At 65.4% G+C, this 15,525-nt stretch carries 15 protein-coding genes; 9 read left to right on the top strand and 6 right to left on the bottom strand.

Annotated elements, in window-relative coordinates; all coding sequences use genetic code 11:
- Positions 1–284: 284 nt before the first annotated feature.
- Positions 285–1,622, bottom strand: coding sequence for an ATP-binding protein (locus tag VQ044_RS11985; RefSeq protein WP_327624990.1), 1,338 nt, complete (start codon positions 1,620–1,622; stop codon positions 285–287).
- Positions 1,619–2,284 (bottom strand): response regulator transcription factor, encoded by a 666-nt coding sequence (locus VQ044_RS11980; protein WP_327624991.1) that lies wholly within the window; start codon positions 2,282–2,284, stop codon positions 1,619–1,621. The genes VQ044_RS11985 and VQ044_RS11980 overlap by 4 nt, the downstream gene beginning before the upstream one ends.
- Positions 2,285–2,402: 118 nt before the next feature.
- Here VQ044_RS11980 and dsbD point away from each other — a divergent pair, with 118 nt between their 5' ends.
- From dsbD to VQ044_RS11935, 9 genes are all read left to right on the top strand, one after another.
- Positions 2,403–4,343 (top strand): protein-disulfide reductase DsbD, encoded by a 1,941-nt coding sequence (gene dsbD / locus VQ044_RS11975; protein WP_327647501.1) that lies wholly within the window; start codon positions 2,403–2,405, stop codon positions 4,341–4,343.
- Position 4,344: 1 nt separating this feature from the next.
- Entirely contained in the window at positions 4,345–5,151 is an 807-nt protein-coding gene (locus VQ044_RS11970) for a TlpA family protein disulfide reductase (protein ID WP_327647499.1), read from the top strand.
- A 1-nt stretch (position 5,152) separates the two neighbouring features.
- Positions 5,153–5,848, top strand: a complete 696-nt coding sequence (locus VQ044_RS11965; RefSeq protein ID WP_327647497.1) for a L,D-transpeptidase — start codon at positions 5,153–5,155, stop codon at positions 5,846–5,848.
- A 118-nt stretch (positions 5,849–5,966) separates the two neighbouring features.
- A complete protein-coding gene (locus VQ044_RS11960) occupies positions 5,967–6,635 on the top strand; it encodes a L,D-transpeptidase (protein ID WP_442872915.1) in 669 nt (222 codons plus the stop codon).
- Between the two features lie 27 nt (positions 6,636–6,662).
- The gene (locus VQ044_RS11955; protein ID WP_327624997.1) at positions 6,663–7,283 is read left to right on the top strand and encodes a DsbA family protein; all 621 of its coding nucleotides are present in this window, start codon (positions 6,663–6,665) and stop codon (positions 7,281–7,283) included.
- 322 nt (positions 7,284–7,605) lie between these two features.
- The gene (locus VQ044_RS11950) at positions 7,606–8,658 is read left to right on the top strand and encodes an ABC transporter substrate-binding protein (RefSeq protein WP_327647493.1); all 1,053 of its coding nucleotides are present in this window, start codon (positions 7,606–7,608) and stop codon (positions 8,656–8,658) included.
- Positions 8,659–8,737: 79 nt separating this feature from the next.
- Positions 8,738–9,802, top strand: coding sequence for an ABC transporter ATP-binding protein (locus VQ044_RS11945; RefSeq protein WP_327647492.1), 1,065 nt, complete (start codon positions 8,738–8,740; stop codon positions 9,800–9,802).
- Entirely contained in the window at positions 9,799–10,971 is a 1,173-nt protein-coding gene (locus VQ044_RS11940) for an ABC transporter permease (RefSeq protein ID WP_327647491.1), read from the top strand. Before VQ044_RS11945 ends, VQ044_RS11940 begins: the two co-directional genes overlap by 4 nt.
- A complete protein-coding gene (locus VQ044_RS11935) occupies positions 10,968–11,759 on the top strand; it encodes an ABC transporter permease (RefSeq protein ID WP_327647489.1) in 792 nt (263 codons plus the stop codon). The genes VQ044_RS11940 and VQ044_RS11935 overlap by 4 nt, the downstream gene beginning before the upstream one ends.
- Before the next feature lie 116 nt (positions 11,760–11,875).
- On the opposite strand, the gene VQ044_RS11930 is transcribed toward VQ044_RS11935, so the two are convergent.
- From VQ044_RS11930 to VQ044_RS11915, 4 genes are read right to left on the bottom strand one after another with little or no spacing between them, the layout of a single operon-like run.
- Positions 11,876–12,631: a TSUP family transporter gene (locus tag VQ044_RS11930; protein ID WP_327647487.1), complete on the bottom strand. Its 756-nt coding sequence runs from the start codon at positions 12,629–12,631 to the stop codon at positions 11,876–11,878.
- A 17-nt stretch (positions 12,632–12,648) separates the two neighbouring features.
- Positions 12,649–13,509: a fumarylacetoacetate hydrolase family protein gene (locus VQ044_RS11925; RefSeq protein ID WP_327647486.1), complete on the bottom strand. Its 861-nt coding sequence runs from the start codon at positions 13,507–13,509 to the stop codon at positions 12,649–12,651.
- A gap of 48 nt (positions 13,510–13,557) precedes the next feature.
- Positions 13,558–14,484, bottom strand: coding sequence for an alpha/beta hydrolase (locus tag VQ044_RS11920; RefSeq protein WP_327647485.1), 927 nt, complete (start codon positions 14,482–14,484; stop codon positions 13,558–13,560).
- A 36-nt stretch (positions 14,485–14,520) separates the two neighbouring features.
- Positions 14,521–15,504, bottom strand: coding sequence for an aldo/keto reductase (locus tag VQ044_RS11915; RefSeq protein WP_327647484.1), 984 nt, complete (start codon positions 15,502–15,504; stop codon positions 14,521–14,523).
- Positions 15,505–15,525 lie beyond the last annotated feature (21 nt).

Genomic DNA, 15,525 nt, shown 5'->3' with positions numbered 1-15,525 from the left:
GCAACATCTGCGACCTGTTCGAGCCCGAAGAATGTTGGAACTACCTCAAGGCCGCTGGCTATGTTGCAGATTAATCGCCTGACGCTCTAGCAGGTGCTTCAGCAGCTTCCGACCCCATCCAGGACATTCGTCTGATTACGAAAGCCGGCGGCGCAGGGCCCTGTTACCGGCAGCATTGCGCCCGAACCGCTTGACGCGGATCCGGTCGATCAGTGAGAATGATGGCGTAGATTGGTCTGTCCGTCTTGGTCTCATCTGGAATGTGCGCACCAACCTTTTGATATCTATGCCAACCGCAACGCCGCGCGGAATCCGCACGGCGCCCGGTTGGTGAGCTCGAGTTCGCCACCCAGCTTTTCGGCGCAAAGCTTGGCAATGGAGAGACCGAGGCCGCTGCCGACAGATGAGCGGTTGGCGCCGCGAAAGAACCGGTCGGTGGCGCGCTCGATCTCACCGGGCGGCATTCCGGCCCCCTCGTCCTCGACCACAATGGCGTTCTCGGGCGACCATCGCAGAACGACGGCGCCGCCTTTCGGCGAATGGTTGACGGCGTTCTCAACGAGATTGCGCACGGCCAGGGCCAGCAAAATCTCCTTCGAGATAATCTCGACGCCGTCGAGGGAGGCGTCGAAAACCAGCCGCCCGCCCATCGCCTCGATCCGCCCGACCAGGTCGGAGACCGTATCGCGCAGGAAGCGGGACAACGGGATCGTCCCCGAGCGGGCACTGGCAGCAGCCGCCTCCGCCTCCGCCGTCTCGAGCAACTGCTGAACCAGACGCGAGGTCCGATCCACCGCCGTGACAATCTGCTTGAGCGCGGCGGTCCGCACCACCTCCTGATCGGTCTTCAGCGAGATTTCGGCTTGCGTTTTCAGTCCCGCGAGCGGTGTGCGCAGTTCATGGGCGGCGTAAGTCAGGAAATGCCGCTCGCGCTCCCGTGCCTCCTGAACACGTCCAAAGAGGCCGTTGAGCGCCGCAACAACCGGTCGAATCTCCGTGGCCGCGTGGTCGGCGTCAATCGGATGCAGGTTCTCCGCCTCGCGTTGCGCCAGTCCCGCGGCCAACCGGTCGAGGGGGCGCATGCCGCGGCCCACCCCGAACCAGATCAACGCCGCGAGGGTCGGTACGATCGGCACCATCGGCAGGAGCAGGCCCTTGACCACGTCGCGGACCAGCCGTGCCCTTATATCGAGATTGTCACCGACCAGCACCTGAACGCCAAGCTTGGTGTTGGTGACCGCGTAGACACGCCAGGCCCGCCCATCGATGACCCGTTCGGCGAATCCATCGGCATGGTCGGAGAGGCGCTGGTTCGGTGCGCCGTCGGAACGCCCGATCAGCGAACCGGTCAGCGACCAGATCTGACAGGTCAATTGCCGCTCGTAAGGACTGCGCGGATCGACGGCGATGACGGGAGGCTCAAGGGTGGCCGTCGCGACGTCGATCTCCTGGCTGTCGATCAGCGACGATACCATCCGCGCGGCCTCCATGAGCCGGGCATCCAGAACCCGCTCCACTTCGGCCCGCGTGTTGAGATAGATCCACGCCGTCGCCGACAGCCAAACGAGCCCCGTCATCACGACCAGGATGATGAACAGCCTGCCCTTGAGAGATCGCATCATCGACCGGCCTCCCGCAGCCGGTAGCCGACACCGCGCACCGTCTCGACGACGCTTCTGCCGAACTTGGCCCTCAGATTATGGATATGGACCTCGACCGCATTGCTTTCGACGCCTTCCTGAAAACCGTAGAGCTTCTCTTCCAGCTGGGCCTTGGACAGGATCGTGCCGGGCCGTTCCATGAGCGCATGCAGAAGCTTGAACTCGCGGCGCGAAAGACGCACGTCCTCGCCGCCGCGCGTGGCGAGCATCTTGGCCGGATTGAGGCGCACGCCGTCCCATTCCAGATGGGCCGTCGGGCGATTGCTGGCGCGTCGAACCAGCGCCCGCAACCGCGCTGCGACCTCGTCGAGATCGAACGGCTTGCCGAGATGATCGTCGGCCCCGCCATCGAGCCCCTCGACACGATCGGCAACGGTATCGAGCGCCGTCAGCAAGAGAACGGGCGTCGCGTCGCCGCGCCCGCGTATCGTCGCCAGCAATTCGTGGCCGGACCCGTCCGGCAGCATGACATCGAGGACAATCGCATCGAAGCCACCCGACCGCAACGCGGCGTCCGCATCGCCGCGACACGTCGCCAGATCGGCGGTGAAGCCGTTCATCTGGAGGCCGACCGTCAGGCCGTTGCCGAGGATCTCGTCGTCCTCGACGATCAGAATGCGCATGCGTCGTCCTTCTCGATCTGAACGTGGCGTCGTTTTCCCTGCTCGCCTGCCCAGCTTAAGGCTGCCTTAAGCTGGGCAGGCGATCTCACCCCCGCAACGACGCAATGAGGGGTCGCCCATGAGATCGATGACGATCTTCTTTTCGCTTTGGCTTTTTCTGCCTCTGGCATCGGCTCTTGCCCAGACGGCGCCGCTGCCGGTGGACACGGCGTTCGCGTTCTCCGCGAACAAGACCCCGGCCGGAGGGCTCGAGCTGCGATGGGAGATCGCCGACGGCTATTATCTCTATCGTGATCGCATCGCGGCGCAAACGACCGATGGCCGCAATGTCCCGATGACGACCCCGGCCGGAGAGCCGAAGGACGATCCCTATTTCGGTCGGATGGAGGTGTACCATCGCTCGGCCGAGGCCTCCGCCGAGCCGGCCGCCATCGCCGATCTCGGTGATGCACCGGCCGTAACCGTCAGCTACCAGGGCTGCCAGGACGACGGCATCTGCTACCGGCCGCAGACGAAGACGTTCGATCTCGCGGCGCTGTCGGCGCAACCGACGACACCCGGCAAGGCCGAGGACGCGCTGAACCGCCTCGTCCGGGGCGAAAGCATCTGGAAACGTCCGTCGGTGTCCGCGGCGGGCGACGAAACGAGCGTTGCCACCGCCAACGCCCCGGCCTCCTCCGCCCCGCAGGCCGGGACGCCGGTGGCCACGACGATCAGCAACCTTCCGCAACCTTCGGCGGGCACGCCCGGCATCGCGATCGACCGATCGAACCGCGGTTTCGTCGCCGATCTGCTCGCCGATGGCGGCGCGGCATGGGTGGTTGCGATGTTCTTCGTCCTCGGTCTCGGACTGGCGTTCACGCCTTGCGTCTTGCCCATGTATCCGATCCTGGCGGGTCAACTCAGCCGTGGCGGCGAGCGGCTGTCGGCCGGTCGCGGCTTCGTGGTCTCCGCGACCTATGTCGGAGCGATGGCCGCAGCGTTCGGGCTTCTCGGCGTCGCTGCGGCATGGTCCGGCCAGAATCTACAGATCGCGCTGCAATCAAAGGCCGCGATCCTGTTCGTCTCGGCGCTCTTCGTCGTTCTGGCACTGTCGATGTTCGGCCTGTTCGAGCTGCGGCTTCCCGCCGCCTGGACAAACGCGATCGCCCGAAAGGCGCCGGGATCGCGCGGAAGCCTCTCGTCCAGCGCCGCGCTCGGATTCACCTCGGCGCTCATCGTCGGCCCTTGCGTAACGGCCCCCCTCGCCGGCGGTCTTCTTTATATCGCCCAGACGGGCGATGTCGGCCTCGGCGCGGTCGCACTGTCCGCGCTCGGGCTCGGCCAGGGCATTCCCCTGATCGTCTTCGGCACGATCGAGTCAAGGGCGCTGCCGAAAGCCGGCCGCTGGATGGTGCTGGTCACGCGCGCCTTCGGCTTCGCCTTTCTCGGCCTGGCGATCTGGATGATGTCGCGGATCCTGCCGCCGACAGCCACGCTCGGCCTCTGGTCGGCGCTGCTTCTGGGTGCCGGCGTGTTCCTCGGCGCGTTGGACGTCCTCGGCAGCGAAGCCGGCGTTCCGCAGCGGCTGGCCAAGGCCGGCGGCTTCGCCGCGATGCTCTATGGCGCGATTCTGGCCGTCGGCGCCGCCGCCGGGGCGGACGATCCGCTACGCCCGCTGGCAAGTCTGGCTACGGCCGGACCGGCGGCACCAAGCGAAAAGCCGATCTTCCGCAAAGTGCGGGATTCGGCGGACATGGCAGCGTTGGTTCGCGCGGCCGACCGTCCGTCGCTCATCTACACCACCGCCGAATGGTGCGTGACCTGCAAGGTCATCGAACGGAACGTCTTCGGCGACCCGACCGTCAGAGCCGAGCTTGCCGGATTCCAGTTGCTCGAACTGGACCTCACCGAGGACGATCCCGCCCGGACCGCGCTGATGAAGGAGTTGGACGTCGTCGGTCCGCCCACCATGCTCTTTGTCGACAACCAAGCGCGCGAGGTGCCCGGTTCCCGGCTGATCGGCGATATCACGGCCAGCGGTTTTCTCGCCGCGGCCCGCCTGGCGGAGGGTAGCTGATATGACGGCCATCAGCCTCGGCCCCCTCGTCTTCGCCGGTGACCGGCTGGCCGCGATCCTCGCCATCGTCGCCTTTCTCGGGATCGCGGCGATCGTGGCGGGCCGGATCGACCCGCGCATCGGCAACTGGTCGCTGGCCGTGGTCGTCGTCGGCTTCGTGGCGGCGCGGCTCGGCCATGTCGCCGCGAACTGGGATAGTTTCGCGGAGGCCCCGCTACGGATCTTCGCTGTTCAGGAGGGCGGATTTTCCTGGATTGCCGCCATCGCGGCCGCGGCCCTTTACACCCTCTACGCCTGCCGCGGCGCGAAACTGCGCGCCTGGTCATTTGGAACGTTGGCGGCCGCGTTCGTCATCTGGAACACCGCCTGGCAACTGACCGCCACGACCAGCGCGGTCGCCGCTCCGATGACCGCCTTCGCCACGCTCGATGGCGGCGAAGCGCGCCTGTCCGACTTCGAGGGCAAACCCGTGGTGCTCAATCTCTGGGCCAGCTGGTGTCCGCCCTGCCGTCGGGAAATGCCGATGATGGCGCAAATGGCCAAGGAGCGCGGTGATGCTTTCTTCGTCTTCGCCAATCAGGGCGAAGGCACGGATACGGTCCGCCGCTATCTCGAACAGACCGGGGTGCAGATCGACAACGTCCTGCTCGACCAGGCCAACAGTTTCGCCCGCCACTACAGCGTCGCCGGCTATCCCGCGACCCTGTTTCTCGACAAGACGGGAACCCTTCAAACGATGCATTTCGGTGAAATCTCGCGGGAAATCCTGGCCTCGACCCTTTCCGACATCGCAAAGAAGGATGACTGACATGTCCGGATGGACCATCGCCATTCGAGGAAGCCTCCTCGGCGCGGCGGCGCTTCTCTCCGCCTGCTCGACGACGAGCAATCCTTCGCGCGTCGCCCTCGGATATGCGGGCAGCTCCGACGACGATCCGCGTATCTCGCGCTACTACGGCGGCGTTGTCGATCAGGGTTGGGCGATTCCGGCGATCCAGCCGGACGTCGTGGAGCAGCGCAATATCCGGCAGGTCGTCGATTTCGACACCAAGGAACCGGCCGGCACCATCGTCGTCGATCCAAAGAACCACTTTCTCTACCTGGTGATGGAGAACGGCAAGGCGATGCGCTACGGCGTCGGCGTCGGCAAGGCGGGCTACGCCTTTTCGGGCACGGCCACCATCGCCCGGAAGGCGAGCTGGCCGGGATGGACGCCGACGGCCAACATGATCCGGCGCGACCCCGAGCGGTACGGCCCGCATGCGGGCGGTGTTTCAGGTGGCCTTGGAAATCCGCTCGGCGCGCGGGCCATGTACCTTTACCGGAACGGCCAAGACACGCTCTACCGCGTCCACGGGACCAACGAGCCCTGGACGATCGGTCAATCCGTGTCGTCTGGCTGCATCCGGATGGTCAACCAGGATGTCATCGACCTTGAACAGAGGACTCCGGTCGGCACCCGCGTCGTGGTGCTCGACGGAAGCGAGACTCCGGGGTCCGTGTAATCGCCTGTCAGCCCCGGCACGCGCCGCAGCCCCCCAGCGGCGAATTGCGGCGTCGGATGCGGATTCACCGCCGCCGCGTCAAAGCCGATCACCCATGCCAACCAAAAGGTCTTTCGATTTGTCTGCAACTCTTCTGCGCATCAGCGCCATCGCGCTGGCGACATTCACGCTGGCCGCCTGCTCGACATCGTCTCAGCCGACCCAGCAACTGGCCTATGCCGCGCCCAAGCCGCCCGTCGACCCGCGCGTCGCCCGGATGTATGGCGCGGTGACCGACGACGGCTGGCAGATTCCGGCTGTCGATCCGAAAAACATGGACCCCCGCAACATTCGCCAGGTGGTCGACTACGAAACGACGGAGCCGGCGGGAACGATCGTCGTCGATCCCCGCGCCCGCTTCCTCTATCTCGTCATGGAGAATGGCAAGGCCATGCGCTACGGCGTCGGCGTCGGCAAGGCGGGCCTGGAGTTCACCGGCAGCGGCATCATCAAGCGCAAGGCGGCATGGCCGCACTGGACGCCGACCCAGGACATGATCAAGCGCGAGCCCGACAAATATGGCGGCGCCCTGCGCGACGGCATGGACGGCGGCATCGACAACCCCCTCGGAGCCCGGGCCCTGTATCTCTACAAGGACGGCAAGGACACGCTCTACCGCATCCACGGTACCAATCAGGAATGGTCGATCGGCAAGGCCGTCTCCTCCGGCTGCATCCGGATGCTAAACCAGGACGTTATCGATCTCAACAGCCGTGTCCCGAAGGATACGCGGATCGTCGTGATCTGATTGCCCAACCAAAAAGGAACTCCCGCCATGACCATTCCATCCATCTCCCGCCGCAAGCTGATCGTCGCCTCCGCTGTCCTCGCCGGTACGCCATTTTTGTCCCGGACGGCCTTTGCCGAGGTCGATCCGATGTCGAAGGAGGCCGTGCTGTTCGATCCGCAGGTTCCCGTCCTCGGCAACCCGAAAGGCGACGTGACCATCGTGGAATATTTCGATTACCAGTGCCCCTACTGCAAAAAGGCCCATCCGGACGACATGCGGGTGGTGCAGGAAGACGGCAACGTCCGCTTCGTCATGAAGGACTGGCCGATCTTCGGCCCCCCCTCGCTCTATGCGGCGCGCCTGACGCTCGCCGCCGGCTCGGGCCACGCCAAGGCAATGGCCGCCTTGATGGCGACCAAGGGCAAGCTGACGCCCGACATGATCGAGACGATCCTGACCAAGGCGGGCTTTTCGGTGCCCAAGCTCAATGCGGCCTATGATCGGGACAAGGACCGGATCAATTCCATGCTGCAGCGAAACAGCACGCAGGCCGAGACCTTCGGCTTTCCGGGGACGCCGGCATACGTCATCGGAACCGCCATCTATCCCGGTGTGGTCGCGCCGAACGACATGAAGGCGGCCATCGCCGCAGCCCGCAAGGGCTGAGCGGCGCAGCCAAGCCTCTGGTTCGGATCACCCCGTTGAAACGATCCGCCAAGCAATCGAAGTGGCCGGGCCGTCCCGGCCTTTTCTCGCATCCGAGCCATCCTTGGCGTCGTCAAACGTCCGGTAAAGGACCGTCGGTACCCCAGAAGGGATGGCTCGGATTCCAATTTCTCTACAGCCGCCGAGGGTAACTTTCGCCACCTGCAACCGGCAATTATCCGTCGGGAAACCCGCCCGGACGTTCCCAATCCGAGAATGCATATTGTGCTGGCAGGCAAAGCGTGATCCCATTTCAAACCAGTTCCGAAATGGGGGGAATTCAATGAGCACGACCAATCTGCCACGCGCTGCCGCCGCCGCGCTTGGAAGCCTGATACTTCTTGCGTCCGCCGGGGCGCAGGCGCGAGACCTGACCGTGGTCTCCTGGGGCGGCAGCTACCAGGACGCCCAGAAGAAAATCTATTTCGAGCCATTCTCGCAGAAGATCGGCAAGCCGGTTCTCGACGAGAGCTGGGATGGCGGCATCGGCGTGATCGCGGCGAAGACGCAGGCGGGCGTACCCAACTGGGACGTGGTTCAGGTCGAGTCCGAGGAACTCGAACTCGGCTGTTTCGACGGCATGTACGAGCCGATCGACTGGGAGGCGCTCGGTGGGCGCGACAAATTCATCGACGCGGCGGTCAGCGACTGCGGCGTCGGAGCGATCGTCTGGTCGACTGCGATCAGCTACGACGCCAGCAAGCTGACGACAGCGCCGACCTCCTGGGCAGATTTCTGGGACGTGGAGAAAATTCCCGGCAAACGTGGCCTGCGACGCGGACCCAAATACTCGCTCGAATTCGCATTGATGGCCGACGGTGTCGCGCCGGCGGAGGTCTATTCAGTTCTCGCCACGCCGGAGGGCGTCGACAGGGCCTTCGCCAAGCTCGACGCGTTGAAGCCGAACATCGTCTGGTGGGAGTCGGGCGCCCAGCCGTTGCAGTTGCTCGCCTCGGGCGAGGTGGCGATGACGACCGCCTATAACGGGCGCATTTCGGGCATCAACAAGGACGAGGGCACGAACTTTGAGGTCGTGTGGAACGGCAGCATCTATGCGGTCGACAGCTGGGTCATCCTCAAGGACAGCCCCAACGCCGAAGAGGCGATGGATTTCATCGCCTTCGCCAGCGCGCCGGAGAACCAGTCGAAGCTGCCCGAATACATCGCCTATGGGTTGCCGAACAAAGAGGCGGCGGCGCAAGTGCCGGCCGATTTGCAGGCCGATCTTCCGACGACAGCGCAGAATATCGAGAATGCCGTCCCCCTCGATGCCGGCTTCTGGACCGACAATGTCGAGACACTGACCAAGCGCTTCGACGCCTGGCTCGCACAGTAAGCTGTGGGATCAAGTGGCTCCGATCCGGCGAGATCCGCCGGGTCGGAGCGTTGCGGGTATGCGGGCTCGAAGGTATGCAATGGACGCGTTTATCAGGTTCGAGAACATCTCGAAGGCGTTTGGCGCGCAGACCGTGGTCGACAATCTCGATCTGACGATCCGGCGGGGCGAATTTCTCAGCCTGCTCGGGCCCTCGGGGTCGGGCAAGACGACGATCCTGATGATGCTTGCCGGCTTCGTCGCGCCGACGCAGGGCCGGATTCGGCTCGACGGACGCGAGATTCAGGGCGTCCCCGCGCACAAGCGCGATCTCGGCGTCGTCTTCCAGAGTTATGCGCTCTTTCCGCATATGACGGTTTCCGAGAACGTCGCCTTTCCCTTGCGCATGCGTGGGGTGCGCAAGGCCGAGATCAGCGAGCGCGTCACGCGTTCGCTCGACATGGTCCAACTCGGCAAACTCGGCGCCCGGCGACCCGCGCAACTGTCGGGAGGCCAGCAGCAGCGCGTGGCGCTTGCCCGCGCCATGGTCTACGAGCCGAAGGTGGTGCTGATGGATGAGCCGCTCGGCGCGCTCGACAAGCAGTTGCGCGAGCAAATGCAGCTCGAACTGCGGGACCTGCACCGCTCGCTTGGCCTGACCATCGTCTTCGTGACGCACGATCAGTCCGAGGCGCTGACGATGTCCGACCGTATCGCGGTCTTCGAGTCGGGCCGCATCGAGCAGATCGGCCCGCCGGAGGAGATATACGACCGTCCGCGGACCCGTTTCGTCGCCGAGTTCATCGGCGAGACCAATGTGCTGGAAGGGACGGTGGTGTCGTTGGAGAAGGGCGTGGCGCGGCTGTCCGCCGGGGGGGGACGAACGCTCTTGGCGCGGACCGACCGCGATCTCGCCGCAGGGCAACGGCTGCTCGTCTGTGTCCGGCCGGAACGAATCGCCGTTTCGGACGACCCCGGCGCCGCCAACGCCATTCCGGTCGAAGTCGCCGACAGCGTGTACCAGGGCGACCACATCCGGTTGCGGCTCGAGGGCGATGGCGTGTCGCTGGTCGGGCGCCGGGATCGCAGCCGCGCCGACGTCCCGACCGGCACACGCGGCTATGCCTCCTTCGCTCCGGGCGATTGCGCGCTGGTCGACGCATGAACGCGGCGGGGTTGAGATCGGCTGCCCTTGTCCTGCCGCTCGTGCTGTTTCTCGGCGTGTTCTTCTTCTGGCCGCTGGCCACGATGCTGGCGACTGCCGTGAGCGACGATGCCGTCGGCAAGGCGTTTCCAACGACAGCGGCGGCGCTCTCGTCGTGGGATGGCGCGGTGCCACCTGACGCGGCGATCCAGACGGCGGTGGCGACCGATCTGCGCGTGATCGAGGATCGCAGCGTCCTCGGCGACGCCGTGCGCCGCCTCAACAGTGCGGTGCCAGGGTTTCGTTCGCTGATCACCAAGACCTATCGTACCGTTCGCCAGAACGCCGACGCGCCGTTGGACCTCACCGCGATCGACGCCCAATGGGGCGATCCTGCGGTATGGCGCGGCTTCGCCAGAGCCGTGCCGCCCTATACGGATCGCAATCTCCTTGCCGCCGTCGATCTTCAACGCGGCCCCGACGGCGACATCCGCCAGGTCGGCGAGGCCGCTTCGGCCAACCGCGTCATCATGGTGCGAACCTTCGTCATCGCGGCAAGCGTCACGGCGCTGTGCGCCGCCATCGGACTGCCTTACGCCATGCTGATCGCCGGTGCCGGCGGTTGGGTGCGAACCCTCCTCCTCCTCGCGGTGCTGCTGCCGCTCTGGACCTCGCTGCTGGTGCGCACTGCGGCGTGGGTGGTGCTCCTGCAGAACAACGGGCTGGTGAATGGTTTCCTCCAGACCTTCGGTCTGATCGACCATCCGCTGCCGCTGATCTTCAATCGCGCGGGCGTCGTGATCGCCATGACCCATGTGCTCTTGCCGTTCATGGTCCTGCCGATCTACAGCGTGCTGCTGACAATCCCGTCGAACCTGATGCCGGCGGCGGCCACGCTCGGCGCGAACCCGCTCCGGGCGTTCCGGCACGTTCTCTTTCCCCTCGTGCTTCCGGGTCTGATGTCCGGTTCGCTGCTCGTCTTCATGGTGGCGCTTGGTTATTACATCACGCCGGCGCTGGTCGGCGGAGCAGAGGACCAGATGATCTCGTCGGTCATCGCGTTCTACGCGACCGGCACCGCCAACTGGGGGATGGCCGCGGCACTCGGCATCATCCTGCTTGCGGCGACCCTCGTTCTCTACGCCGTCTATGGCCGCTTTTCCCGCACACCGCCGGGGTTCGGCGTATGACCGGGCGGATCCTGCGCACGATCTACGGCGCCGCGGTGGTGTTCTTCCTGATCGCGCCGATCCTGGCGATCCTGCCGCTCGCCTTCACCGACAGCATCTTCCTTTCCTATCCGATCAACGGCTTCTCCGACCGGTGGTTCAGGGAACTCGTCGCCAACGAGACCTGGAGCCGGTCGATCGTCAACAGCCTGATCATCGCGACCAGCGCCACCGTCCTGTCGACCAGCATCGGCACCCTCGCCGCGCTTGGCCTGCGCGGCGATCGGATTCCGCTGGCCGGGCTTTTGCGCACCGGCTTCATCCTTCCGATGGTGGTGCCACCGGTGGTTCTCGGCGTCGGGATGCAGATCCTGTTTGTCAAAGTCGGGCTGGCCAGCAGCTATCTCGGCGTCATTGTCGCCCATTCCGTCCTGTGCGTGCCCTTCGTCGTGGTCACCGTTTCGGCCTCGCTCGCCGGCATCGACCCGGCGATCGAGCGCGCCGCATCGAGCCTCGGCGCCTCGCGGACGCGAACGTTTCGCGAGATCACCTTGCCGCTCGCCCTCCCCGGCGTCGTTTCGGGCGCGGTTTTCGCCTTCGCCACGTCTCTCGACGAGGTGATCCTGACCCTGTTCGTCGCCGGGCCCAACCAGCGCACGCTGGCTCGCCAGATGTTTTCGACGATCCGCGAGAATATCAGCCCCGCCGTCGCCGCGGCCGCTCTGCTGCTCATTGTCGGAACGCTCGTCCTCGCCGCCTTGGGCGCGGTCCTTCGACACAGGCAGGCGCGACCGGCCGATACCGCGTAGTCCAGCCACGGCATCCCCGGTGTGGCCCACTTCCTCTCGAAACAGGTGGCGCCAACCATGACGCGCAACCCCGCTGGCATTCTCGACCCACAGACGAGGAGGGACGCCGGAGTTCGCTATGCCGGGCTGAGGAGAATCGCGAGCCCTTGGACGAGATAGACCGCGCCGATCCCCAGCACGATGGTCTTGGTCCAGGTTCTATACTGGCGGTCGGTGATCCGATCGAGGACGGTGCGGGCCAGCGAGGTGCCGACGACCGCCAAGCCCGCGCCCATCAGCAACAGCCAGCCGGAGACCGCATCGCCCCCCGCCGTCACGATGACGCCGAAATAGACCAGCTTCATGCCGTGGGCCATGACCTGGCAAGCCGACTTGCTGGCCACGATGATGCGGCGATCCACCGGCATGCGGACGAGAAACGCGTCGAGGAGCGGGCCTGATACGCCCGAGACGAATTGCAGGCCGGTGCCGACGAAGCCGGCAAATTCGGCGGCGCCGCGCCGCCGGGCATGGGGCGCGTAGCGCTCGGGCAGCGCGAAAGCCATGAACGGCACCAACCCGAGGCTGATCAGCACGGTGGCGCGATCCGGCACGAGCAAGAGAAACGAGAACAACGCCAACGCCGCCGCCGATCCGGCGGCGAACCGCGCCACGACCCGAAAATCGATATAGCGCCACCACAGCACCGCCCGCCAACCATTGGCCGCCAGCTGCGTGACGCCGTGCAGGATCATCGCCGCCGGAACGGGCAACAGGAACAGCAAGCCGCCCATCAGCACCATGCCGCCGGCGATGCCGAACACGCCGCTCAGGAACGACGTGCCGAGAACCAGCACGGCGAGCCCGGCCAGGGCGAGCGGTCCGCTCAGCATCAGCTCCGCCCTCGAACCTACTGGAAGCTGTTTTCGAGCGTGCCAAGCCCCGTAATGTTCATGCGCACGACATCGCCCGGCTTGAGAAACCGCGGCGGCTTGAAGCCGATCCCGACGCCGACCGGCGTGCCGGTGGCGATGATGTCGCCGGGCACCAGGGTCAGGCCGGCCGAAATCGTCTCGACGAGGCTGGGGATGTCGAAGATCAGGTCGCTGGTATTCGCCTTTTGCCGGACCTCGCCGTTCACCCGGGTCTCCAGATCGAGGTTCTCCGGGTCGACCTCGTCGGCGGTGGCGATCCACGGCCCCATCGGGCAGAAGGTGTCGAGCGCCTTGCCGAGGAACCACTGCTTGTGCTGTTTCTGGCGGTCGCGCGCCGTCACGTCGTTGACGATCATGTAACCCCAGATGTGTTCGTAAGCCTTGGCCTTGGGGATGTTGCGGCCGCCCTTGCCGATCACCAGGGCGAGCTCGATCTCGTAATCGACCGACTGCGTGACGTCGCCATGCAGTTGCACGACGTCGCCGGTTCCCACAACGCATGAGGCGGGCTTGGTGAAGACGGCCGGAAACTCGTCGACCTCCGCTCCCGCCACCGCGCCGGCCTCAAAGCCGCTCTGGGAAAACTCCTTGGCGTGGGCATGATAATTCTTGCCGACGCAGAAGATGTTGCGGCGCGGCGCCGGAATCGGCGCTTCGATCGTCAGGCTGTCGAGCGGCATCGCTTCGCCGACAGCGCGGATCTCGCCGCGCAGACGATCGTAATTCTCGATCAGTTCCACCATGTCAGAAACGGCCGGCTCGATCGCCCGCACCATCTGATCCTCAACGACGCCGATCCGGGATTCGCCGTTCTTCGCATACCGTATGAACTTCATCCTGCCGGGCTTCCTCTCCAGTCCAGTGTCTGCTTTTTCGCGGGTAATTCAGCCGCGATAGTCCGATGCCGGCCGGGTGAAGAAGCCATGCAGGATCTGGTAGGCGATCAGGAAGTTCTTCTGGGTGAAGGACGCATGCGAGATGCCCTTCATCACCGCGAACTCCTTGTCGGCGTTCGGCAAGCGCTTGAAGAAGGCGAGCAGGTCGTCGATGCCGGCGATGCCGTCGAACTCGCCGCGCATGACGATCGTCGCCGCCTCGAGCTTTTCCGGATCGACCAGCGGCAGCCGGGTACACATGTCGATATAGGTGCCGTTCGGCATGGAATCGTCGAGCGCCAGCACCTGATCGATGAAGGGCTGGGCGAAGCTGTCATGCACGGTGCCGGGGTGGTCGCGAGTGAAGATCGACCACATGAATTCCTGGTTGACCGGACGGCGGACAGTACCGCGCCAATCGTCGATCTTCTTGCGGCGCTGTTCCAGCGTCGGGCTGCCCTCGCCGGTCCAGACCATCGCGTCGAGCGCCAGGCGGCTGACACGGTCGGGATGGCGTTCGGCGAACGTCGCGGCGCGAAGCGCGCCTGAGGAAATGCCATAGGCAAAAAGCGGTCCGCTCTCGCCCTGCTCGATGATGTAATCGGAGACAGCCTTGGCGTCGTCGGCGCCGTCGGCGATCGTCGCCAAGACGTCCTCGCCCTTGTAGGAGCGGCCATAGCCGCGGCAATCGAAGCACCAGGTGTTGAAGCCGCGGCTGGCGAACCAGTCCATGACCGAGGCTTCCGGCATGCCCTCGACCTGCAGGTCGAAGGTCGGCTGGCTGGCCATCGACGACCCGTGCACGAACAGGATGGTGCCGCGGATGGGGCCATCGGCCACGCTCGGCTTTTCCCAGATGAAAACTTCCTGGCCATTCGATGTCGTGCGGTGTGCCTTGCCTTCGGTCTTCGTCGTCCGGCGGATGTCGTCCTGCATGTCGTGTTCCTGATGGTTGGGGATCGTTCAGTCGGCTCAGATGCCGAGGCGCTTCATCTGTGGTTCGGGATAGCGCAGGCCCGCCGCCGCGCCGGGCGGGAAGGCCGCGTCGAGCCGAGCGCGTTCGGCGTCGGTGAGAACGAGGTCGAGCGATTCGGCGTTCTCGTCCACACGTTGCGGTCGTTTGGTGCCGGGAATCGGCACGATGTCCTCGCCGCGCGCCAAGAGCCACGCCAGCGCCACCTGCGCCGGCGTCGCGCCATGGGCCTCGGCGCAGGCCCGCAGGCTATCAAGCAGCCGAAGATTTTGCGCCAAGTTGTCGCCGGTGAAGCGCGGCATGTCGCGGCGGCGGTCCTTCTCCGCCAGATCGACCTCGCCGCCGATCGCGCCGGTCAAGAACCCCCGCCCCAGCGGCGAATAGGGTACGAAGCCGATGCCGAGTTCGCGGCAGGTCGGCAGGATTTCCGTTTCCACGTCGCGGGTCCACAGAGAATATTCGGTCTGCACGGCGCTGAGCGGATGCACCGCATGGGCGCGGCGGATCGTCGACGCACCGGCCTCCGAAAGCCCGATGAAGCGTACCTTGCCCGCCTCGACCAGCCGCGCCATCGCCCCGACCGTGTCCTCGATCGGCACGTTCGGATCGACACGGTGCAGGTAATAGAGGTCGATCACCTCGGTTCCGAGTCGTTGCAGGCTCTTCTCGCAGGCGGCATGCGCATATTCCGGCGTGCCGTTCACCCCGGTCTTGCCGTCAGGCAGCCGCAGATTGCCGAATTTCGTGGCCAGGACGGCTTCGTTCCGCCGGCCTTCCAGCGCCGCGCCCAGCAGCTCTTCGTTGCGGCCGTTGGAGTACATGTCGGAGGTGTCGATGAAGTCGACGCCGCGATCCAGCGCGTGGTGGATCGTCGCGATCGACTCCTCTCGATCCGCCGGACCGTAGATATCGGTCATCGACATGCAGCCGAGGCCGATGGCCGAGACGGTCAGTCCCTGTTCGCCCAGCTTCCGGGTTTTCATGTCGCCTCCGATCCTTCGTTC

The sequence above is a fragment of the Aurantimonas sp. C2-5-R2 genome (assembly GCF_036549495.1).
GTDB classification, from domain to species: domain Bacteria; phylum Pseudomonadota; class Alphaproteobacteria; order Rhizobiales; family Rhizobiaceae; genus Aurantimonas; species Aurantimonas coralicida_A.
Note: the sequence above shows the minus strand (reverse complement) of the source record. Positions and strands in the feature narration are given on the sequence as shown.